Annotated in this window: 21 protein-coding genes, 1 tRNA gene and 1 pseudogene; 8 read left to right on the top strand and 15 right to left on the bottom strand. The window is 63.3% G+C overall.

The window, feature by feature from the left end:
- Positions 1 to 27: 27 nt before the first annotated feature.
- Positions 28 to 1,014: a beta-ketoacyl-ACP synthase III gene (locus tag PMI40_RS08850; RefSeq protein WP_008114281.1), complete on the bottom strand. Its 987-nt coding sequence runs from the start codon at positions 1,012 to 1,014 to the stop codon at positions 28 to 30.
- 15 nt (positions 1,015 to 1,029) lie between these two features.
- Entirely contained in the window at positions 1,030 to 2,118 is a 1,089-nt protein-coding gene (gene plsX, locus PMI40_RS08845) for a phosphate acyltransferase PlsX (RefSeq protein WP_040501842.1), read from the bottom strand.
- On the opposite strand from plsX, the gene PMI40_RS23790 reads away from it, so the two are divergent.
- A complete protein-coding gene (locus PMI40_RS23790; protein ID WP_157221481.1) occupies positions 2,111 to 2,272 on the top strand; it encodes a hypothetical protein in 162 nt (53 codons plus the stop codon). The genes plsX and PMI40_RS23790 overlap by 8 nt on opposite strands.
- A gap of 82 nt (positions 2,273 to 2,354) precedes the next feature.
- On the opposite strand, the gene rpmF is transcribed toward PMI40_RS23790, so the two are convergent.
- Together rpmF and PMI40_RS08835 are read right to left on the bottom strand one after the other, a co-directional pair.
- Positions 2,355 to 2,537, bottom strand: coding sequence for a 50S ribosomal protein L32 (gene rpmF, locus PMI40_RS08840; RefSeq protein WP_006463510.1), 183 nt, complete (start codon positions 2,535 to 2,537; stop codon positions 2,355 to 2,357).
- A 101-nt stretch (positions 2,538 to 2,638) separates the two neighbouring features.
- A complete protein-coding gene (locus PMI40_RS08835; protein WP_008114279.1) occupies positions 2,639 to 3,136 on the bottom strand; it encodes a DUF177 domain-containing protein in 498 nt (165 codons plus the stop codon).
- A gap of 162 nt (positions 3,137 to 3,298) precedes the next feature.
- On the opposite strand from PMI40_RS08835, the gene PMI40_RS08830 reads away from it, so the two are divergent.
- Positions 3,299 to 3,931: a Maf family nucleotide pyrophosphatase gene (locus PMI40_RS08830; protein ID WP_008114278.1), complete on the top strand. Its 633-nt coding sequence runs from the start codon at positions 3,299 to 3,301 to the stop codon at positions 3,929 to 3,931.
- Position 3,932: 1 nt separating this feature from the next.
- Here PMI40_RS08830 and PMI40_RS08825 read toward each other — a convergent pair whose 3' ends face one another.
- From PMI40_RS08825 to PMI40_RS08820, 3 genes and pseudogenes are all read right to left on the bottom strand, one after another.
- Complete coding sequence (locus tag PMI40_RS08825; RefSeq protein ID WP_008114277.1) at positions 3,933 to 4,148, bottom strand: DUF1289 domain-containing protein; 216 nt, start codon at positions 4,146 to 4,148, stop codon at positions 3,933 to 3,935.
- A 280-nt stretch (positions 4,149 to 4,428) separates the two neighbouring features.
- On the bottom strand, positions 4,429 to 4,563 hold the full coding sequence (locus tag PMI40_RS24520) for a hypothetical protein (protein WP_008114275.1): 135 nt from the start codon (positions 4,561 to 4,563) through the stop codon (positions 4,429 to 4,431).
- Between the two features lie 66 nt (positions 4,564 to 4,629).
- A pseudogene (locus tag PMI40_RS08820) lies at positions 4,630 to 5,825 on the bottom strand (HPP family protein).
- Positions 5,826 to 6,003: 178 nt separating this feature from the next.
- Between PMI40_RS08820 and PMI40_RS08815 the strand changes: the two are divergent.
- Together PMI40_RS08815 and PMI40_RS08810 are read left to right on the top strand one after the other, a co-directional pair.
- A complete protein-coding gene (locus PMI40_RS08815; RefSeq protein ID WP_008114272.1) occupies positions 6,004 to 6,426 on the top strand; it encodes a MarR family transcriptional regulator in 423 nt (140 codons plus the stop codon).
- Positions 6,427 to 6,511: 85 nt separating this feature from the next.
- Positions 6,512 to 7,546: a LacI family DNA-binding transcriptional regulator gene (locus PMI40_RS08810; protein WP_008114271.1), complete on the top strand. Its 1,035-nt coding sequence runs from the start codon at positions 6,512 to 6,514 to the stop codon at positions 7,544 to 7,546.
- Between the two features lie 6 nt (positions 7,547 to 7,552).
- Here PMI40_RS08810 and PMI40_RS08805 read toward each other — a convergent pair whose 3' ends face one another.
- From PMI40_RS08805 to PMI40_RS08785, 5 genes are all read right to left on the bottom strand, one after another.
- The gene (locus PMI40_RS08805; RefSeq protein ID WP_008114270.1) at positions 7,553 to 8,944 is read right to left on the bottom strand and encodes an MFS transporter; all 1,392 of its coding nucleotides are present in this window, start codon (positions 8,942 to 8,944) and stop codon (positions 7,553 to 7,555) included.
- Between the two features lie 96 nt (positions 8,945 to 9,040).
- Positions 9,041 to 9,919: a sugar phosphate isomerase/epimerase gene (locus PMI40_RS08800; protein ID WP_008114269.1), complete on the bottom strand. Its 879-nt coding sequence runs from the start codon at positions 9,917 to 9,919 to the stop codon at positions 9,041 to 9,043.
- A gap of 78 nt (positions 9,920 to 9,997) precedes the next feature.
- Positions 9,998 to 10,891: a phytanoyl-CoA dioxygenase family protein gene (locus PMI40_RS08795; RefSeq protein ID WP_008114268.1), complete on the bottom strand. Its 894-nt coding sequence runs from the start codon at positions 10,889 to 10,891 to the stop codon at positions 9,998 to 10,000.
- Between the two features lie 138 nt (positions 10,892 to 11,029).
- Positions 11,030 to 12,757, bottom strand: a complete 1,728-nt coding sequence (locus PMI40_RS08790) for a diguanylate cyclase (RefSeq protein ID WP_008114267.1) — start codon at positions 12,755 to 12,757, stop codon at positions 11,030 to 11,032.
- A 227-nt stretch (positions 12,758 to 12,984) separates the two neighbouring features.
- A tRNA-Ser gene (locus PMI40_RS08785) sits at positions 12,985 to 13,074 on the bottom strand.
- Positions 13,075 to 13,283: 209 nt separating this feature from the next.
- On the opposite strand from PMI40_RS08785, the gene PMI40_RS08780 reads away from it, so the two are divergent.
- The gene (locus tag PMI40_RS08780; RefSeq protein ID WP_008114264.1) at positions 13,284 to 15,164 is read left to right on the top strand and encodes a GGDEF domain-containing protein; all 1,881 of its coding nucleotides are present in this window, start codon (positions 13,284 to 13,286) and stop codon (positions 15,162 to 15,164) included.
- 67 nt (positions 15,165 to 15,231) lie between these two features.
- Here the strand turns inward: PMI40_RS08780 and serS are convergent, their stop codons facing one another.
- Positions 15,232 to 16,533: a serine--tRNA ligase gene (serS, locus tag PMI40_RS08775; RefSeq protein WP_008114262.1), complete on the bottom strand. Its 1,302-nt coding sequence runs from the start codon at positions 16,531 to 16,533 to the stop codon at positions 15,232 to 15,234.
- Between the two features lie 132 nt (positions 16,534 to 16,665).
- On the opposite strand from serS, the gene PMI40_RS08770 reads away from it, so the two are divergent.
- Together PMI40_RS08770 and PMI40_RS08765 are read left to right on the top strand one after the other, a co-directional pair.
- A complete protein-coding gene (locus PMI40_RS08770; protein ID WP_008114260.1) occupies positions 16,666 to 17,274 on the top strand; it encodes a hypothetical protein in 609 nt (202 codons plus the stop codon).
- 116 nt (positions 17,275 to 17,390) lie between these two features.
- Positions 17,391 to 18,782 carry an FAD-binding oxidoreductase gene (locus PMI40_RS08765; protein WP_051001784.1) on the top strand — a complete coding sequence of 464 codons (1,392 nt, stop codon included), beginning with the start codon at positions 17,391 to 17,393 and terminating at the stop codon, positions 18,780 to 18,782.
- A 42-nt stretch (positions 18,783 to 18,824) separates the two neighbouring features.
- Here PMI40_RS08765 and PMI40_RS08760 read toward each other — a convergent pair whose 3' ends face one another.
- Positions 18,825 to 20,129: a replication-associated recombination protein A gene (locus tag PMI40_RS08760; protein ID WP_008114256.1), complete on the bottom strand. Its 1,305-nt coding sequence runs from the start codon at positions 20,127 to 20,129 to the stop codon at positions 18,825 to 18,827.
- A 142-nt stretch (positions 20,130 to 20,271) separates the two neighbouring features.
- Here PMI40_RS08760 and fdxA point away from each other — a divergent pair, with 142 nt between their 5' ends.
- Positions 20,272 to 20,616 (top strand): ferredoxin FdxA, encoded by a 345-nt coding sequence (fdxA, locus tag PMI40_RS08755; protein ID WP_008114255.1) that lies wholly within the window; start codon positions 20,272 to 20,274, stop codon positions 20,614 to 20,616.
- Between the two features lie 385 nt (positions 20,617 to 21,001).
- On the opposite strand, the gene lolA is transcribed toward fdxA, so the two are convergent.
- Entirely contained in the window at positions 21,002 to 21,634 is a 633-nt protein-coding gene (lolA, locus tag PMI40_RS08750) for an outer membrane lipoprotein chaperone LolA (protein ID WP_238540923.1), read from the bottom strand.
- Between the last annotated feature and the right edge of the window lie 34 nt (positions 21,635 to 21,668).

Genomic DNA, 21,668 nt, shown 5'->3' with positions numbered 1-21,668 from the left:
TGCCGACCGTGCCGGCCTGCGCCTGCATTACATTCTGGCCAGCACGGCGCCCCAGGTGAAGCCGCCGCCGACGCCTTCCATCATCACCGTCTGCCCGGGCTTGACGCGCCCGTCGCGCACCGCCTGGTCGAGCGCCAGCGGGATCGAAGCAGCCGAGGTGTTGCCGTGCTCGTCGACGGTCACCACCATGCGCTCGAGCGGCAGGCCCAGTTTCTTGGCCGTACCCTGCATGATGCGGATATTGGCCTGGTGCGGAATCAGCCAGTCGACTTCGCTGGCGGCAACGCCGGCGGCATCGAGCGCCTCGCGCGCCACCTTGTCGAGCACCGACACGGCCAGCTTGAACACCGCCGGGCCGTCCATGTAGAGATAGGCGCTACCGGCGATGGCACCGCCGTCGACATTGCCCGGCACACAAAGGATATGTCCGTGGCTGCCATCGGCATGCAACTTGGTCGATAGCACGCCTGGCTCACTGGAGGCGCTCATCACCACGGCACCGGCGCCGTCGCCGAACAGCACGCAGGTGGTGCGATCCTTGAAGTCGAGGATGCGCGAGAACACCTCTGCCCCCACCACCAGCACATTTTTGTGGGCGCCGGACTTGATGAAGCTGTCGGCCACCGACATGGCATAGACAAAGCCGCTGCAGACCGCCTGCACATCCATGGCTGGGGCGCCGTTCTTGATGCCCAGCTTGTTCTGCAGCACGCACGCGGTGCTGGGAAAACCACCCAGGTGATCGGGGGTGGAGGTGGCCAGGATGATCAGGTCGATATCGTTGGACTGCAATTCGGCGGCTTCCAGCGCGCGCTGCGACGCCTGCAGGGCAAGGTCGCTGGAACGCTCGTCGGCTGCCGCGTAGTGGCGCGCCGAAATACCGCTGCGGGTGACGATCCACTCGTCCGAGGTCTCTATGCCCTGCTGCGCCAGTTGCGCCGCCAACTCGTGGTTGGTCACGCGTTTTGCCGGCAGGTAGCTGCCGGTGCCGACGATTTTGCTATAGATGGTCATTGCGTCTCTGTTCTGTTAGTTCGATGATTGCAACGGGGCCGCGGCGGCAAGCGTATCGGCCATTACCGCCTCCACCGGCTCCTGGGTCATCAATTCTGCCATGCTGGCGGCGATGCGCGAGAGCACGTCGTATTTGGCCGCATCGTAGGCGCGCCGGATGGCCCACTCGAAGGCATAGACGTCGGCGCCGCCGTGACTCTTGAATACCAGCCCCTTGAGACCGAGCAGGCTGGCGCCATTGTACCGGGAAGGATTGAGGCGACGCGACAGCGCCTTGATGGCGCCATAGGCGATGAGCGCCCCGAGCTTGTTGATGATGCCCTTCTTGAACTCGGTCGTGAGCACGATCTTGACGAAGCGGCCCAGTCCTTCGGATGCCTTGAGCGTGACGTTGCCGACGAAACCATCGCACACCACCAGGTCGGTAGTGCCTTCGAAGATATCGTTGCCCTCGACATTGCCATAGAAGTTGAGCACTCCCTTGGCATGATCGGCCCGCAGCAGCGCGGCGGTCTCCTTGACCACCTCGTTGCCCTTGATGTCTTCCTCGCCGATATTGAGCAGGCCGACCGTAGGCCGTGGCTTGCCTTCCATCACCGACACCAGCGCCGAACCCATCAATGCAAATTGTTGCAAATGCTGTGGCTCGCAGTCGACATTGGCGCCCAGGTCGAGCATGTAGGTCGGACCGTCCTTCTGATTGGGGAGAATGGTGCAGATGGCCGGACGGTCCACGCCCGGCAGGGTCTTGAGCACGTAGCGCGACACGGCCATGAGCGCACCGGTATTGCCGGCCGACACGGCGGCCTGGGCGTCGCCCTGCTTGACCAGGGTGACGGCCACGCGCATCGACGAATCCTTCTTGCGACGCAGGGCCACTTCGATCGGATCTTCCATGGTGACCACCTCGGAGGCGTGCTGGATGCGCACGCGCGGCTCATCGGCCAGGCGGTACTTCTTGAGCAACGGCTGCAGCACCGCTTCGGCGCCCACCAGGATCAGCTCGGCGTCGGGTTCCTGGCGCAGGAAGGAGGCAGCGGCCGGCAGCGTGACTGACGGGCCGTGATCTCCGCCCATGCAGTCGATGGATATTTTGATGGTCATTTATTTGTTTCAGAGCCTTGCCAGCCCACATTATGAGGCAGTTCCGGCGCCGCTCGACATGACGTCGCGCAAATGGCTGGCGCAGGTCGCGCCAAGTGTCGACACAGCGGCGAAAGGCGCTGCGGCGATCAAGCGGCAGATGGTGCGGGCGTAAAAAAGCGGCGCAAAATGAACCTCCTTGTACAGAAGCTCATTGCGCCGCTTTTCTTGAAAAACAGCAAGCTCAATGAATGAGCTTACTCGTCGTTCTTGGTCTTCAGCACCTTGCGACCACGGTAGAAACCGTTCGGGCTGATGTGGTGACGCAGGTGGGTTTCACCCGTTGTCGGCTCGACAGCCAGCGGAGGTGCAGTCAGAAAGTCGTGTGCGCGGTGCATACCACGCTTGGACGGGGTCTTTTTGTTCTGTTGAACGGCCATGATTACTCCTAAACCTTAAGATTGAAAATTTTAACACATCGAACACAGTTTTTCTGCAAGCGACGTGTGCTGCCCGGCACCAGCCGGACATCCCCGAAACATTACTGCTTCAATTTCTTCAGTACCGCAAACGGGGAAGCCCGCTCAGTACCCGTGGCCTCGGCCACCACACCACCGTCAGGACAGACCGCATGCTTGGGCGCCACCGGCAAAGCCAGCAACGCCTCGTCCTCGACCAGGTTGGCTGCGTCGAAAGCGGCTGTACCAACGATGACATCGATCTGGTCATCGTCGAGCAGCTGCTCGATCGCGTCGGCCTGCGCCTCATCTTTTGCCAATACCAGCAGCGACCTCGAATCAATCTCGAAGGGCAATGCCGTCAGGCAACGCTGACAGATCAGATTGACTACTCCCGACACTGCCAGACTAAGTTGAGCATGCCCCAGCTTGTCGATGTCACCGGACAAGGTCCAGGAAATCACACCGGTGCGGTCAACCGTCTCTTGCGCCAGACGACCTAATTCAGCAACCGGAATCTGGCCTTGGGCCTGCTGCTTGTGGCGGCAGAATTCGAACGCGTCGATCACCAGTGCATTCATAATCAAAGCTGGAATCCGGAAAACCTGCGATAATAACAGAGAAATTCCTTACCAGTCAAAGCCTTAGCGCAGTTCCTGCGATTTTCGATGCACGACTGTGGCACCCCGGTGCATCGGCCACCTGAGACTGTTCATTTCGGCCCCCTTCCATTTGCCTCTGCCATGCTCCAGCAAGCCATCTTCCCCGCCCTGCCGCGCCTGATCCTGGGCTCGAGCTCCATCTACCGGCGCGAATTGCTCAGTCGCCTGGGCCTGCCCTTCGAGACCATGGTGCCGGACATCGACGAAACGGCGCGCGCCGACGAAACACCGCACGCCACGGCGTTACGCCTGGCGCGCGAGAAGGCCGCGGCGGTCGCCGCGCGTGCCGGCGCGGCACTGGTGATCGGCTCGGACCAGGTAGCGACGCTGGACGGTCGGCAAATCGGCAAACCCGGCGACCACGCCAATGCCTTGCGGCAACTGCAGGCCATGCGCGGGCGTGAAGTGGTCTTTCATACCGCACTGTGCCTGTGGGATGGGCGGCGCGCCGATGCCGCCGACGCCGCGCAGGTGCGCAACATCCAGACCGTGGTGCAGTTTCGCGACCTGCCCGACGCCGAACTGGACGCCTACCTGAAGATCGAGCAACCCTACGATTGCGCCGGCAGCGCCAAGAACGAAGGCCTCGGCATTGCCATCCTGCAAAGCATACGCAGCGACGATCCCACCGCGCTGACCGGCCTGCCGCTGATCGCCTTGACCGACATGCTGCGCCATGCAGGGGTCGGCTTCTTCGGCCGCCCCGGACAATGAATCAATAGTTGCGGCGGGGGTAGCCCTGCGCCAGGATGCGCAGCCACACCACCTCTTTTTCCTCGGGCGCCATGAAGACCCATTGCGCCACTTCGTCGACGGTGCGCCCACAGCCGCGGCAGACATCGTCGAACGTGGTCGAGCAGACCGCCACACAGGGTGTATCGGGGCGCTCCGGCAGCGGCGCTGCAGGAGGGGAAGCGGGAGACTGGGACATTGACGATTCTGGCTAAGACACAACAACAGATGAGGCTACGGCACATTGGCGAGCCCGGACCGACATCTTACAAGATGCACGGCGATACTGCCGCCTTGCTGCATCGACGACCTTTTCGCAGGACAAAAAAAAGCCCGCGAGCCTATTGGCTGCGGGCTTCAATCCAATTTCTTAAGGAGGAGATTGGAGGAGACAGGTGCCACTATAGCGATCGCCTCCCGGCCAGTCTGCTTTATTGTGGCAATAGCAGATATTCACGAAAAAGATAACTCGGCGACCATCAACCGTGGGCGGTGGCGCCCACGGTCGGCAGAGAGGACGTCACCGGCTTGGGTGGCGTGCCATTCTTTCGATCGCAGCCACTCATGGCGAGCACTGCCACCAATAGCGTCAGGGGCAACAACATTGTCTTCATGAAAAGCTCCTCGATTGCAGCCGGTTCATCGGATGTTCGCCAGAATCCACCCGCCCGGGCGGGCTGTCAAGCCGCATGGCGCATGCCGGCCCATGTGGCCGCCAGGTGCTTCCCGGCCAACGCCGCGATCATGTCGGACTGGCTCAACATGCCCGCCAGCCTGCCATCGGCGTCGACCACCGGGATCTGGTGCAAGCCGTCGGCCATGCGAGGCACCAGCTCAAGCAGCGGCGTGTCGACGCCGGCCGTGACTACCGTTGGGCTCATGATCTGCCCCACCACCTCGGGTTTGTCGGCGTGCGAAAACGGCACGCGCCGCAACAGGCCACGCAGCTTCTCCGCCCAGCCGCCCGGCCCGCTCGACCCGGCCTCGGCATGCGCCAGGAAATCGCTGCGACTGACGATGCCGATCACGTGCCGCGCCCGGTCCAGCACCGGCAAGGCACGCAAGCGGTGGTATCGCAGCAGCGCCCAGGCCTGGTCCAGGCCGGTGGCAAACTCCACCGCCACGATGTCGCGCGACATCACCTCGGCGCAATTGGTCTGGCCGAAGCGCCGGTGATAGGCCCGCATCTCGGTCTGCAGGAAGATCTCCTCGAGATCATCGCGACCGATATCGATCACCTGGTTGTACTGCTTGAGCACCGCGTCCAGGTCGTCATGCGAAAAGCCCAGTGGCGTCGGCGCCGGCTGGTCTGCGCCCTGGTGCGCATGGCGGGTGTCGTTGCGCGGCGCGTGCGGATACCGACGGCCGCTGGCATTGTTGAAGAACAGCGCCGTGGCCAGCAGCAGGATCGAGTTCAAGCCCACCGGCGAGAGCACGAACGCATACCCCATGTCGTGCACCGCCGGGCCGCCCAGCACCGCGGTCAAGGCCACCGCACCGCTGGGCGGATGCAGACAGCGCAGCAAGAACATCGCGCCGATGGCCAGCGCAATGGCCAGTGCCGCCGCCAGCGCCGGCTCGTGCAGCAACCTGGCGCAGGTCACGCCGATCAGCGCCGCACTGAGATTGCCGCCGATGATCGACCATGGCTGCGCCAATGGACTCGAAGGCACCGCGAACAGCAGCACCGCAGAGGCCCCCATCGGCGCGATCAACCAGATCGTGCCCGTCTGGCGCGCAGCAGCGCCATACTGGCCAGGCCGACCAGCAGGATCCCGAACAGGCTGCCGGCGCAGGCGCGCATGCGCTCGAAGCGATCGACATTGCCGGGCAAGGGAATGAAACTTTTGAACCACTGCAAGATAGAATCGGGCATGCCCTGCTCTTTCGACCTGTCGCGGTCGATTGGTTGATCAATTGATAAGATGCCGCGCCGTTGGCGGCGCAGACCATATCCAATTACATCACAAGATGATACATATGTCCGCATTCGCTCCCGCTTCGCCGGCATGGCTCTCGCATCGGGCTTGCCAAAGTGACATCGGAGCGGCCCGATGAAAGGCTCTCGCCTGCAAAAGGAAGACTTCGAAGCGCTCTCCGATTTTCGCTACCAGTTGCGCCGCTTCCTGCGTTTCTCGGAGGACGCGGCACAAGGCGAAGGCCTCACGCCCCTGCAATACCTGCTCCTGTTGCACATCAAGGGGTTTCCCGGCCGCGAGTGGGCCAGCATCAGCGAACTGGCCGAGCGGCTGCAGGCCCAGCACCATGGGGTGGTGGCGCTGGTCACGCGCTGCGTCAAGGCCGGCCTGGTCACGCGCTCGCCCGACGATCGCGACAAGCGCCTGGTGCAGGTGCGACTGACCGAACTGGGCGAGCAGTACCTGCACCGGCTGGCGCAACTGCATCGCAACGAATTGCAATCCCTGTCGGGGGTATTCCAGGTGTCGCACATCTCGGCCTTCAATGACCGCGACTAGCACGGCGTCATCGTGCCGGCATCCGTTGCTCGATCCCGGCGCAGTTGCTGTTATGCTTGCAGACCAGGCCTGTCATTCCCGCTAAATGAAAAGAAAAACCGCTACCGAGACGTCTCCCGGCACCGTACCGGTGCGCGCCATCACCAAGGAAGACGTCGCCCGCGCCGCCGGCGTGTCGCACATCACCGTCTCGCGCGTCATCAACACGCCCGAGAAGGTATCGCCCGCGACCCGCGCCAAGGTCGAGGCCTTCATTGCCAGCATGGGCTATATCCCCAACCTGCTGGCCGGTGGCCTGGCCTCGCGCCGGACCCGCATCATCGCCGCCATCGTGCCCACCATCAGCCATTCGATCTTCGCCGAAACGGTGCGCGGACTGTCGGAACACCTCAGCGGCGAGCGCTACCAATTGCTGCTGGGCCAGACCAACTATTCGGAAGACGCCGAAACGGCCCTGGTGGAAGCCTTCATCGGGCGCCGCGTCGATGGCCTGGTGCTGACCGGCGTGCAGCATTCGGCGCGCACCCGGCAGCGCCTCAAGACCGCCGGCATCCCGGTGGTGGAAACCTGGGACCTGACGCAGCGCCCGATCGACATGCTGGTCGGCTTCGACAACCACGACGCCGGGCGCGCCATGGGCGACTACCTGTACCGCAAGGGTTATCGCCAGATGGCGTTCGTCGGCGGCGAAGACCCGCGCGGCATGGCGCGCTTCTCGGGCCTGCGCGACGCCTTGCTGGCGCAGCAGGCGGCCGAGCCGGTGCATATCAAGATTGCGCTGGGCTCCTTCCTGCACGCCGGGCGCGAAGTCGTGGGCCGCCTCCTGGCCGACCATCCGCAGGTCGATGCCGCCTTCTTCAGCAATGACGTCATCGCCGCCGGTGCCGCCATGGAATGCCTGCGACGCGGCCTCCAGGTGCCGCAACGCCTGGCCCTGGCCGGGTTTGCCAATCTCGAGATCGCGCCCGAGGTGATGCCGGCGCTGACCACGGTCCAGATCAGCGGCCACCAGATCGGCGCCACGGCCGCCAGCATGCTGGTGGCACGCCTCAACGACGAAGGCGTGCAACAGCCCATCTGCGACCTGGGCTATTGCATCATCGAACGCGAAAGCACGTAGCCGCGCTCACTGGTCTTCGTCGTAGACGATGCCCCTGCTCTCGGGCGCCATCACCAGCGCCACCAACGCCACCGCTCCCATGAACACGATGTAGGCCACGATCGGCGTGTAGCTGCCACCGTAGTAGGCCAGCAGCCCGGTGGCGATCACCGGCGCCATGCCACCGGTGATGACCGAGGACAGCTCGCGCGCGGTACAGATGCCGCTCATGCGCATGCGGGGCGGGAACAACTCGGCAAAGAACGCCGCCTGCACCGAGAACATCGGATACAGGCCGAAGACGATCATCATCACGAAGGCACCGATGATCATCGGCGTCTGGCGGGTCTCCAGCATCCAGAAGAACGGCAAGGCGCCGAAGATCATCACCAGGATGCCGAAGATATAGACCGGCCGCCGCCCCACCCGGTCCGACAAGGCGCCCCACAGCGGATTGAGCAAGGCGCCGATGCCGGCACCGATCAGCACGGCCATCAGGCCGATGCTGGTGGGCACCTTCAACTGGCTAGTCAGATACGACAACGCCCAGACCTGGAAGATGTAGCCGGCCGTGTTTTCCGAAAAGCGCGCCCCGATGGCGATGAGCAGGCTGCGCTTCTGCTCGCGCCAGACCGCCTTGATGGGCGATTTCTCGACCGTCTTGCGCTGCTTCATCTTTTCGAAGGTGGGCGACTCCTGCACGAACAGGCGGATATAGATGCCCACGGCCAGCCCCACGGAGCTGAGCAGGAAGGGAATGCGCCAGCCATAGCGCATGAAATCGTCCTCGGGCAGCATGCGCACCAGGGCAAAGGCCCCGGCCGACAACACCACGCCCAGGGCTACCCCCACTCCCGGCCAACTGGCGTAATAGCCGCGCTTGTGTACCGGCGCATATTCGGCCGACATGGTCACCGCACCGCCGAACTCGGCGCCGGCGGCAAAGCCTTGCACCAGTCGCAGCAAGGTCAGCAGGATGGGCGCGGCAATGCCGATGCTGGCGTAGGTCGGCAGCACCCCGATCAGGGTGGTCGACAAGCCCATCATCAGCAGCGTCACCACCAGCACGTTCTTGCGCCCGATCCGGTCGCCGATGTGACCGAAGACGAAGCCGCCCAGCGGCCGCACCACGAATCCCAGCGCATACGAACCGAACGCGGCCAGCGTGCCGATCATCGGATCGAGCTTGGTGAAGAACAGCACATTGAAGACGATCGCCGCGGCAGTGCCGTACAGGAAGAAGTCATACCATTCCAGCGCGGTGCCGATCACCGACGAGCGCAGCGCCATGCGCCGCTGTCGGATCTCCAGTGCACTGGGCGCGTCCTGCTGCCCGGGCTCGATTGCATCGGGTTGGCCGGCAGGCTGCGCACGGCCGACATGGCCCGGATGGGTCCGGGAGCTGGCGATTGTGTTCATTGTCTCTCTCCTTTTATGGGACGGGCGGCTGGCGTCGCTGGTGCGACGGCCGGCTGTTTTATTGTTCGCTGCGGCGCCGTCCTCGTCTTGCTGCGGTCAGATGTTGCTGGGGGCTTGCTCCTTGGTGAATGCTGCATCGAGGTCCAACTCCGTGCTCTTCCATAGCGCACGCACCATGCGCATGAGTTCTTGCGCTTCGTGCCAGCGGTCCGACAGCTCGTAGCCGTCGGCACCGGTCATGGCATATTCGGGCGGACCCAGCTCGCACAGGAAGGTCAGCACCGCGCCATCGGGCGCACGCTTGCGCCAGTCGGTAAAGCCTTCGCGCCACCAGCGCATGAACAGGTCGACCCATTGGCGATGCTGGGCAAAGCCCAGTTGCAGCTGGATCTGTTCGCGGCTGGCCACGCGACCATGAAAACCCCAGGACTGGTCGAGGATGCGCTTGATGAGGGCATGGTTCTCGGCCGAGATCGGCCAGGCGAATTCGCGCCCCACCACGTAATGCGACAGGTCCGCCGTCAAGCGCAGCGTCGGGAAGCGCTCCAGCAGCTGCAACGTGAACAACAGGTCGGTGGTCATGCGGTCACGGTGGGTCTCGATATGCAGGGCGATACCGGCGTCATCGGCCAGCCGGGTCCAGCCCTCGACATAGGGAATGCACTCGGCCAGCGTGGCCGGCCGTACGTCGGCCTGCAGGTTGATATGATCGGCGCCCAGCGCCTGCACGTGCTCGATGATGGGTTTGAGCTCGTCGACCGTGCGCGGGTAGCACTGGGCCTGCCAGCTCATGCCATGCTCGCGCAGGAAAGTGGTCACGGTGCGGGCATATTGGTAATCGGCGAAGCGCACGCCGGCGCCGTCGAAACCGGCGTCCCGGATCATGGCCAGCTTCTGCTCCAGCGACCATTCGAGGCCATCCGGACGACGGCGCTCCATGGCCCACAGCGATTGGTACACGCGAAACGTTTGCATGGGGATGACCTGTTGCAAAGAGTGCGGGTGGCCCGCCGCCGACGGCAGCGGGCACGTCTGGTCTGCCGGCGCCCCGGCTCAGGTGCTGGCTGCCTGGCGCGGCACCTCGACCTGCTCGAAGAAGCGCTTGCCGCTGGCCGACTGGTTCTCGTAGATCGATCCCTGGTTCTGCGCCGGCGGCAAGGGCATGCGCACCGGGGCGTCGCGAAAGCGCGGCACGATGGTCGGCTCGCCTTGCAGCAGGCGCGCATTGAAATCGTCGAAATCCGGCACCCCCATCAACGGGAAGGCATCGGCGGCGCAAACTTCGTAGAGCAGGAAATTGCGCGACATGGTCGAGCGATTCTGGGCCGAACCGTGGATCGCCCGCACATGGTGGAACGACACCGCGCCGGCGCGGCCGACGATGGGTACCGCCCGCTCCAGTCCCAGGCCCGGTGCATTCGGGTCGAGCGCGCCGCAGAACCGACCGGCGGCGTCGTGGTGATCGTAGGTGGGCCCCTTGTGCGAACCGGGCACCACCAGCATGGCACCGTTTTCCAGCGAGGTATCGTCCAGCATCACGCCCACGGCCAGGATGTCGTCGTTGGTGGCCGGATAGAAGGCCCAGTCCTGGTGCCATTCGACCGGCGAACCGAAGCGCGGCGATTTCAGGTTGAGCTTGGAGCCCTGCAGCCGCAGGCCTGGCCCCAGCAGGGCCGCCAGCACGTCCAGCACCGGCTGCGAACGAATGAATTCGTCGAACACCGGATGGTTCAGGTGCGGCTGCTTGATCCGCCGCAGGCGCGGCTCCTCGGCGCTATGGCCGCGCTCCAGGTCAAACACATCGGTGTGGTCGGTGACCGAGCGCGACTGCTCTATCCACTGGGCCAGCGCATCCTTCATCCGGTGGCGCAGGATGTCGTTGAGCAGATCCGGCACCACCAGCCAGCCCTCTTCCCGGTATTGCGAAACCTGTTGTTGCGTAATCATCACTGTCTCCTTTTGTCCTGGCGCCGGATGGCTTGTCCCGCATGCCTGTCGCGGCATGCTGCAAATGCAATGTTCGCGCGAACATCATAGGCCGCAAAAAAACCGGCGTCAACACCGGCATCGACGAAACCTGCCAGCCTAGCTGCTGGCCTCGACCCGGTCGCGCCCGGTCTGCTTGGCCAGATAGAGGGCGTTGTCGGCCAGCTTGACCAGTTGCTCCAGGGTGCGCCCGTCGGCCAGTGCGGCCACGCCGAAGCTGGCGCTGATACCGACCCGCTCGCCGCCATCGATCTCGAACGACTGCTGGCGCAGCGCCAGGCGCAGCTTCTGCGCCACCTGCACGGCCTGCTGCAGGTCCGATTCGGGCAACAGGATGATGAACTCCTCGCCACCGTACCGGGCCAGCACATCGACCTTGCGCAGCAACTGCAACGCCGTCTGTGCCGCGCCCCGCAGCACCGCATCGCCGGCCAGGTGGCCATGACTGTCGTTGATGCGCTTGAAATGGTCGATATCGAACAACACCACCGACAGGTCGCGCCCGTAGCGCTGCGCCACCGCCATCTGCTGCTGGCCGTGCGAGAAGAAGGCGCGCCGGTTCAGCACGCCGGTCAGGAAATCGGTATTGGACGAGGCCTGCAACTGCGTGATCAGGGCCTCGCGCTCGCGCGCCAGGCTATTGCGCTCGAGGATACGCTCCTTGAGCACCGTCAATGCGCCCAGCATGCCGCCGATCTCATCGTTGTAAGGCGTGGCCGGGATCTCGCGGTCGAGCCGCCCTTCGGCCAGGCCCACCACCAGCTCGGTGGCATTGACCAGCGGCTGCACCACGCGCCGGCGTATCAGCACCATCAGCAGCTGGAAGAACAGGCAGGCGATCACCGTGAGCAAGATCACCGCGATCAGGAAATTGCGTGCCCGCAGGTTGCGCAGCTCGGCCTGCACCAGCATGTCGTCGAGCACCAAGTCCCTCAGGTCGAGGATGCTTTGCAAGCGCGGGCCGTAGCGCTGCGTCAGTTCAGCCGGCGTAAGCCCGTACTCGCCCGACTTCAACCCTACCTGCAACAGGTAATCCAGGAACTGGAAACCGTTGTCGAAATACTGGCGATCGAGCTCATCGAGGCCGCGCTTGAAGGCCGGCTCCGACGAATAGGTACGCAATTGTGCCGACAGCAGCGAGCGCAGCAATTCGATGCGCCCGTACATGCGACCGATCTCGACCACCTCTTCCGGATCCAGCATGCGATGGGCGATGAGCGGTGCGATGAAGGCCGAGCCGGCCTGGTCGGCATATTCGCGCAGGCTGGCCGTGGCGCGCACCGCCGCCAGGCCATCGCGCAGCTCCGGATCGGCCTGGTCGGCCACGCTGGCCAGCTCGGCCACCACCCGCACCAGCAGCGGCATCATGTCGATGGTGCTCTTGACCGCCGAAAGCACGTACATCTGGTTGCGGTCGTCCTCGGCCTGGGCGCCCAGGCGGTCGACCGCCAGGCGCGAAGCCGACAGCGCCTGCTGCACCGTCTGGATATTGCCGACGGTGGCCGCGCCTTCCAGGCGCGGGTCCTTTTCCATCGCCAGGAGCAGGTTGGTCAGGGCGGCGTCGCTGGCCACCCGTGCCGCCTGCAGGTTCTGGTAGAAACCGTGACGCTCGTGCGCACGCGCGCCCATATAGGCATTGGACGGCCCGCGTTCGCTGGACACCTTCTCCATCGCGATCAGGCCCAGGCGAAAGTTCTGCAATGCCGGCACGCTGTAGGTGCCGCGCTGGTACAAGCCCCATTGGATCCAGACCAGCGATACCGCCAGCGCCAAAAACAGCATCAGCAACGCACTGGAGATCAGCCGGAACAGTCGGTTCAAGGACATGTAGTGAGACCCGAGTCGAAATCTTTCTATTAATTTAGAAATATAACAAGGCCGCACGATCGGCGGCAGGGTTTCGTCAGCCGGAATGAAAATAAGCGACAAGTCGCAATGGCCCGCGCGCATCGGTTCCCGGACGCCGGGAGCCGGACCTTCCCCAGTGTCCGGAATGCGGGCAAAAAAAATCCCGCACTAGGCGGGATTTCCTCCAGGCTCGGAGCCTTCAATACTGGCGGAGAGGGTGGGATTCGAACCCACGGTACGATTTAACGTACGCCTGATTTCGAGTCAGGTACATTCGACCACTCTGCCACCTCTCCAGTACTACGGTCGCTTTACTGCGTGGAGCAGCAAAGCACGCAACTATATCAGAACGTTTTTTAGAATGGAATACCTATTTTTAAAAAAACTTAACTGACGCAGCAAAAAAGATAAACACCCCGCATATCATCGTCTTGTCACAAATCACTTCTAGCATCCGCAAACAATTTTCCGTTTACTAAGTTCTGTCCACCGGGACAACGCCAACATGGCCCCTCTTTCCAACGCCCAATTCCCGCTCGATGGCCTGTCTGTCGAGCTGTTCGCCCGTTCCCACGGCGCGTTGCCCGCCGACACCGACGATCCGATGCTGGCACTGCTGCACGAGATCATCGCCCAGCGCAAGCTGTCGGCACTGTTCCAGCCCATCGTGCGCATGCGCAACGGCGAGATCCTGGGCTATGAAGGCCTGATCCGCGGCCCCTCCAATACCGCCCTGCATTCGCCGCTGGCCTTGTTCAAGGTGGCCCGTGCGCACAACCTGTCGGTGCAGATGGAGTACCTGTGCCGTCACATCGTGCTGGCGCGCTTCGCCCAGTCGGGACTGCCCGGCAACCTTTTCCTCAACGTCACGCCTGGCGCGCTGATGCAACCCGAGGCGATCCAGGGCGAGACGCTGCGTTACCTCGAGCGCCTGGGCATCAACCCGCAACGCATCATCATCGAGCTGACCGAGAACGAACCTACCTACGACTATGCCTTGCTGCGCAATGCCGCAATGCATTATCGCGACATGGGTTTCCAGATCGCCATCGACGATCTCGGCGAGGGTTTTTCCAGCCTGCGGCTGTGGTCGGAACTCCAGCCCGAGTACGTCAAGATCGACATGCACTTCGTGCAAGGGATCAATCACGACCCCATGAAGCTGCAGTTCGTGCGCTCGATCCAGGAAATCGCCGAGAAGTCCGGCTCGATCGTCATCGCCGAGGGCATCGAGTCGCAGGCCGAGCTGCTGACCATCCGCGACCTTGGCATTGCCTGCGGCCAGGGCTATCACATCGGCCGCCCGCTGGCCGACCCGCCCACGGCGATCTCGGACGACGTCACCAAGACCCTGCGCCGTGACAAGGTGCCGCTGGCGGCGCAGAAATACGGCCCCGGCAAGGGCCGCGCGACGGTCTTCAAGCTGCTGCGCGAGACCCGCTATGTCAGCCCCGAGGTCAGCAATGACCAGGTCTACAGCATGTTCGTCAACGACCCCGAACTGCAGGCGCTGCCGGTGGTGAGCAATGGCCTGCCGATCGGCCTGATCAACCGCTACAGCATGGTCGAGCGTTTCGCCCGCCTGTATGGCCGCGAGTTGTACGGCAAGAAGTCGTGCGCCTTCTTCATGGACCCGAGCCCCATCATCACCGAGCAGGACACCAGCCTGCAGGACCTGTCCAACCTGCTGGTACACGCCGAATCGCATCACCTGTCGAATGGCTTCATCATCACCGATCGCGGCCAGTACGTGGGCCTGGGCACCGGCCACGACCTGCTGCGCGAGATCACCCAGATGCAGATGGACGCGGCGCGCCATGCCAATCCGCTGACCCAGCTACCGGGCAATGTACCGATCAACGACCATATCGAATACCTGCTGCAAAGCGGCGTCGAATTCTGCATCTGCTATTGCGACCTGGACCATTTCAAGCCCTTCAACGATGTCTATGGCTATCGCAAGGGCGACGACATGATCCAGCTAACCGGCCGTATCCTGCAGCAGGCGTGCGACCCGGACCTGGACTTCATCGGCCACATCGGTGGCGACGACTTCCTGATCATGTTCCAGAGCGAAGACTGGGAAAAGCGCTGCCGCACCCTGCTCGACAACTTCGCCGTCGAATCGGCCGCCTGCTACTACGACGAGGACCGGGTGCGCGGCGGCTACCATTCGGAAGATCGCCAGGGCAACCGGGTGCTGCACCCGCTGGTGGGCGTGTCGCTGGGCGCGGTCAAGATCGAGCCGTCGCAGTATTCGTCGCCGCACCAGATCGCCTCGGCCGCCACCCGTGCCAAGAAGCAGGCCAAGAAGATGGTCGGCAACAGCCTGTTCATCGAGCGCCGCATCCCTACCACCTTCTCGTGGGCCGTGAAGGAGGCCTGAACGCAGGCTGCCATGCAAAACGGCCGGCCCCGCGAGGGACCGGCCGTTGCGTCATGCATGCCGCCGCTCAGGCGCCGGGCACCAGCCTGGTCACGCCGCCCATGTAGGGTTGCAGCACGGCGGGGATGTCGACGCTGCCGTCGGCCTGCTGGTAGTTCTCGAGCACTGCCACCAGGGTGCGCCCCACGGCCAGGCCCGAACCGTTGAGGGTATGCAGCAGTTCCGGCTTGCCCTGGGCATTGCGGAAGCGGGCTTGCATGCGGCGCGCCTGGAACGCTTCGCAGTTCGACACCGACGAGATCTCGCGATAGGTATCCTGAGCGGGCAGCCAGACCTCGATATCGAAGGTCTTGGCCGCGCCAAAGCCCATGTCGCCGGTACAGAGCGTGATGACGCGATACGGCAGGCCGAGCTGCTTGAGGATGTTCTCGGCATGGCCCAGCATGTCGTCGAGCGCCGCATAGGACTGCTCAGGATGCACGATCTGCACCATCTCGACCTTGTCGAACTGGTGCTGGCGAATCATGCCGCGGGTATCCCGCCCATAGGAGCCGGCTTCGGAGCGGAAACACGGCGAGTGGGCGGTGTACTTCAGCGGCAGCGTATCGCCGGCGACGATCTCGTCGCGCACGAAGTTGGTCAGCGGCACCTCGGCCGTGGGAATCAGGTACAGCGCCGCATTTTCGGCCTCGCCTTCCTGCCCCCCCTTCTTGGCCGCGAACAGGTCGGCTTCGAACTTGGGCAACTGGCCGGTGCCGCGCAATGAATCGGCATTGACGATGTACGGGGTGTAGCACTCGATATAGCCATGCTCCAGCGTGTGGGTGTTGAGCATGAACTGCGCCAGTGCGCGATGCAGGCGGGCGATGCCCCCCTTGAGCACGGCAAAGCGCGAACCGGTGAGTTTGGTGGCGGTATCGAAATCCAGGCCCAGCGCAGCGCCGACGTCGACATGGTCCTTGATGGCGAAGTCGAAGCTGCGCGGGGTGCCGACCTTGCGCAATTCGACGTTGCCACTCTCGTCGTTGCCCACCGGCACCGATTCGTGCGGCAGGTTGGGCACTGCCTGCAGGAAGGCATTGAGCTGCTCCTGCACCTGCTCCAGGCGCGCAGCCGAGCTCTTGAGCTCGTCGGCGATGCCGTTGACCTCGGCCATCAGCGCCGAGGCATCCTCACCACGGCCCTTCATCATGCCGATCTGCTTGGACAGGCTGTTGCGCTTGCCCTGCAGTTCTTCGGTACGGGTCTGGATCTGCTTGCGCTCGGCTTCCAGCGCATTGAAACCGGACACGTCGAGCTGGAATTTGCGGGCCGCCAGGCGCGCTGCCACGCTGTCGATGTCTTTACGGAGGAGTTGGATGTCAATCATGGGAACAAATAGGCAAATGGAATTGATGCGCGAAAGCGCGATTGTACCAAGCCCGGCGCGCCGCTGGCAGGATGGCGTAGCGGGCCGCAACCGGTTACCATGCGCCATCCCGATTTCTGCCTGATGCGCCCCATGTCCGAACCCAAACCCGCCCCCCGCAAGATTTCGCTGCCGTTTTCCCTGTTCGGCCTGGCCGCCGCCATCGGCATCGCGCTATGGGCCGGCAATCACTACATGCGCAACGATGCCAGCCTGTTCTACGGCCTGGCCGCGGGCCTGTCGTTCGGCGCCGCATTTGCCTTCGGCCAACAGATCAAGCATCACTTCGTGCCACCGCGCGCGCGCAAGAGCAGCTGGAAAGTCGATGCGGCCGGCCTCAGCCCGGCCAAGCTGGCGGCCCAGGCCGCGCGCAGGATCGACGTCGAATTCGACGAGCTGGAGATCCGTACCACGGTGCGCGGCGTGCGCCGCGAGGGCATCGCCTGGAACGACCTGAGCGACATCACCATCCGCATCAGCGAGGGCGCACTGCCGCAGCCGCAATGGATCATCGCCGGGCGCGTCGGCGACGACGTCAAGGGGGTGCTGGTACCCAACGACGCCGAGGGACTGGACGCCTTGACCGAGGCATTCAAAGCGCGCCTGCCCGGCTTCAGCGACGACCGGACCTACCAGAGCGTGATCGCGGCGATGTCGGCGCTGGAGGGCAGCTTTGCGATATGGAAGCGCCCGACTGCCTGATCCGGCCATAAAGCCCTCGCAACCATCCGAAACCATTTAGAGAAACGCGCCAAGTATTGCCGCAAGCTGTGCCGGGTCGGTATACCAGCGCAATGCCAATTTCTCGTCGCACGTTCATGGCCCGCGCCCTTGCCAGCGCCGGCTTGCTCACCATTGCCCCAGTACGGGCGCAATCGGCCCCAGGCGTTTCGATTGCGAACATCACTGGTTTGTATCCGGTGGTGGTCGCCAAGGTAGCGACGCCGAGGTCCACCTCGGATGTTGCCAGGGCGATCCGGGCCTGGCCCGGAAAAATCTGCATAGGCGGTGGCCGGTACAGCATGGGCGGGCAAATCGCCATCACTGGAGGCCTTCACCTCGACATGCGGGCAATGAACCAACTGGTGTGGCTCGATGCCGCTGCCAAGACGGTACGCGTTCAGGCTGGAATGACCTGGCGCGACCTGCAAGAAGCAATAGATCGGGTTGACCTGGCGGTCATGACCATGCAGAGCTATTCCAACTTCAGCATCGGGGGTGCCGTTTCCGTCAATGCCCATGGACGATATGTCGGCAACGGGCCGGTGGGCTATTCGGTGCGCGCATTGCAACTGGTGTTGGCCGATGGGGCCGTCATCGAAGCCTCACGCACGCAGCGACCCGAGATGTTCAGGGCAGCGATCGGCGGCTATGGCGCCATCGGCGCGATCACGGAGGTCGAACTGGATCTGGCGCTCAACGAACGCATCGAACGAAGCGTGATCCCGGTCGCATTAGAGGACTATCCCGCCTATTTCCAGGAATCGGTAAAAGGCGACGCTGATTGCATCCTGCATAATGCAGACCTCTTGCCTCCGCTGTTCAATGCCCCGGTCGCGATATCATGGCGACGAACCAACCAGCCGCTGACCGAGCCGGCGAAACTGATCGCACGCAACAAGTCATACGGCACCGAGCAGAATGTCATCTTCACGTTGACCGAATTGCCTGGTGGCGCAGCCATTCGCGCCAAGCTGATCGATCCGCTCTTGCTGAAAAAACCCGCCGTCGTCTGGCGCAACTTCGCGGCCAGCCTGGACGTGGCCGAGCTGGAACCACGCACCAGGCGAATGTCGACCTATGCGCTCCAGGAATATTTCGTTCCACCACGGCACTTCATGGAATTTACCCGGGAAATGGCCAGCGTCATCCGCAAGCATGAGGCCAACGTCCTGAATATCTCAATACGTCATTCGCCGCCAGACACCCTGGCATTGCTGCCTTGGGCCAAGGATGAGGTTTTTTCGTTCGTGGTCTATTACAAGCAGCGCATCCATCAGGCTGCCATGCGACGCGCCGGGGATTGGACCCGGGAAATGATCGCTACGGCGTTGAAATACGACGGGCGTTATTACCTGCCCTACCAGCTGCATGCCACCGGGAAGCAGTTCGCTCGATCCTATCCGGAAGCTTCGGCGCTACGCGCGCTCAAGCATGCAATCGATCCCACAGGCAAATTCTCGAATGCACTCTGGGCCGAATACCTGTGATTTCTCCATCAGACCGTCGGCCCTGACATCGGCTCGACACCCTCAGCCTTGCCCCGCCTCTTCATCCCACTTGCGCAGCAGCGCCAGCTTCTCGGCTATCTTGATCTCCAGCCCGCGCGGCACCGGCTGGTACCAGCCCGGCTCGGCCAGGTCATCCGGAAGATACGTCTCGCCGGCGGCATAAGCATTGGGCTCGTCATGGGCATAGCGGTACTCATGCCCATAGCCCAGCTCCTTCATCAGCTTGGTGGGCGCATTGCGCAGGTGCACCGGGACTTCGCGGCTCTTGTCCTGCTTCACGAACGCCCGCGCCTGGTTGTAGGCGTTGTAGCCGGCATTGCTCTTGGCCGCGACTGCCAGGTAGATCACCGCCTGGCCCAGGGCCAGTTCGCCTTCCGGGCTGCCCAGCCGCTCATAGGTCAGGGCGGCGTCATTGGCGATCTGCATGGCTCGCGGATCGGCCAGGCCGATGTCTTCCCAGGCCATGCGCACGATGCGTCGCGCCAGGTAGCGGGCGTCGGCGCCGCCGTCGAGCATGCGCGTGAGCCAATACAGCGCGGCGTCGGGATGCGAGCCGCGCACCGACTTGTGCAGCGCCGATATCTGGTCGTAGAAGTTGTCGCCGCCCTTGTCGAAGCGCCGTGAATTCAAGGTCAGGGCGTTCTGCAGGAACTCGGCGGTGATCAGCGTGATGCCGGAGGTCCTGGCTGCGGTGCCGGTCTGTTCCAGCAGGTTCAGGAAGCGCCTGGCGTCACCATCGGCATAGCCGATGATGGTGTCGGTGGCAGGCGCGTCGAACACCAGCTCGCCCAGCGCCTTTTCTTGCGCGCGCTTGAGCAACAGCTTCAGCTCGTCGTCGGTGAGCGACTTGAGCACATACACCTGCGCCCGCGACAGCAGGGCCGAATTGACCTCGAAGGACGGGTTTTCGGTGGTGGCGCCGATGAAGGTCACCAGGCCGCTTTCGGCGTAGGGTAACAGCGCGTCCTGCTGGGACTTGTTGAAACGGTGGATTTCGTCGACGAACAGGATGGTGTGCTTGCCCAGTGCCAGGTTCTGCTCGGCCTGCTCCATCGCCGCCCGGATATCCTTGACGCCCGAGAACACAGCCGACAGCGCGATGAATTCGCACTTGAAGGCGCTGGCGGTGAGGCGCGCCAGCGTGGTCTTGCCCACGCCCGGCGGACCCCAGAAGATCATCGAATGCGGCTTGCCCGACTGGAAAGCCAGGCGCAGCGGCTTGCCTTCGGCCAGCAGGTGCGACTGTCCGACCACCTCGTCGAGGGTCTTGGGGCGAAGGGCTTCGGCCAGTGGAGCAACAGGCTCCTGTGCGAACAGATCAACCATGGAGATTTCGTTTCGGTAGCAATGCGGCGCTGCCAGCTGCAGCGGGCGCCGCGTCAAAGGCGCTAGTCTAACGCACCGTGCCGTGCCCGGTGCGGCATGGCGCAAACGGTTAGAATACGGCCTCGTCATCTCGAGAGCCCACATGCCCTTCGTCGTCACCGATTCCTGTATCCAGTGCAAGTACACCGATTGCGTCAGCGTCTGCCCGATGGATTGCTTTGTCGAAGGACCGAATTTCCTGGCGATCAACCCCGATGGCTGCATCGACTGCTCGATGTGCGTGCCCGAGTGCCCGGTCGGCGCCATCTATAACGCCACCGACCTGCCTGCGGCAATGGCGCACTTCGAAGACCTCAATGCCAGGCTGGCGCAGCACCCCGGCTGGAAGCCGATCACCCAGGCCAAGGCGCCCATGGCCGGGCATGCGCAGTGGAAGGACGTGCCCGACAAGCTGCCGCTGCTGCAGTTGGATGACCCCGGGCAGTAACGTCGCAGCACACCGACTGCCGCACCGGCGTACGATCAATTGCGGCATCACCCTGTTTATCGCCGTTCGCACCGGGTAGCTGCCTTGGCAGCGTATCGAAGGCGCTGACGACTTTGCCGCGTGCGCGGCTTCGATACGGTCCTGCGGACCTACTCAGCCCGAACGGTTTTCAGGTGGTCGACAAAAAACAATCTATTCCCGTTCGCACCGGGTAGCTGCCTTGGCAGCGTATCGAAGGCGCGCCTGCCGTTGCGCCGGAACGCCTTCGATACGATCCGGCGGATCCAGCCAGTACGAACTCCCGGAACAAAAAAGCCGCTCGGCAGATGACCGAGCGGCATGCCGCTGATTGCACGGCGTGGTTCATTTCACGTCCGGCGCCAATTCAGTTATTAAATACGTCGGCGCCCTTGGGCACGGTGAAGCTGAAGCTGTTTACCTTCAATGTCGGGTTCTTCTCGAAACTGCCGAACGTCAGCAGCGAGACCTGGCCGAAGGAGTCGTGCAACTCCATGGCCATCGGCGTGCCATTCTTCAAGCCGATACCGATGCGCTCGAAGGTGGTGTCGCGGCTCTTCGGCACCGCTTCCAGCCATTCCAGGCCTTCCTTGGTGCCTCCCTCCTTGAGGGTGAAGTTCTTTTCGAGGTCGTTGCTGCCGAACAGGATCGCCGCCGGCGACGATCCGAGCGCATTGCCCAGCTTCCTGGTGGTGACCTGGTTCAGGTCCTTGTCGTAGATGAACAGTTTTTCGCCATCGGCCTGGATCAACTGTTCATACGGCTTCTGGTAGGTCCAGATGAACTTGCCGGGCCGCGAGAACACGAAACTGCCACTGGAGGTATTGACCACCTTGGCCACGCCGTTCTCGGTGCGCACCTGGCGCTGCGTGAATTCGCCCTTGGCCGACTGGGTGCTGGCCACGAATTGCTTGAACTGGTCGAGCGCGGCCGCGTCGGCGCGCGATGGCGCCAGGGCATTGACCACGATGGCGCTGGCCACGGCCAGCGTGGCCGCCAATGCCAGGCGCCGGTAGCCGAGCCGGCTGGCTGCC

Origin of the sequence: Herbaspirillum sp. YR522, assembly GCF_000282575.1 — a bacterium.
Classification (GTDB): Bacteria; Pseudomonadota; Gammaproteobacteria; order Burkholderiales; family Burkholderiaceae_D; genus Herbaspirillum.
The sequence above is the reverse complement of the archived record's forward strand: the minus strand, read 5'-3'. Positions and strand labels throughout refer to the sequence as shown.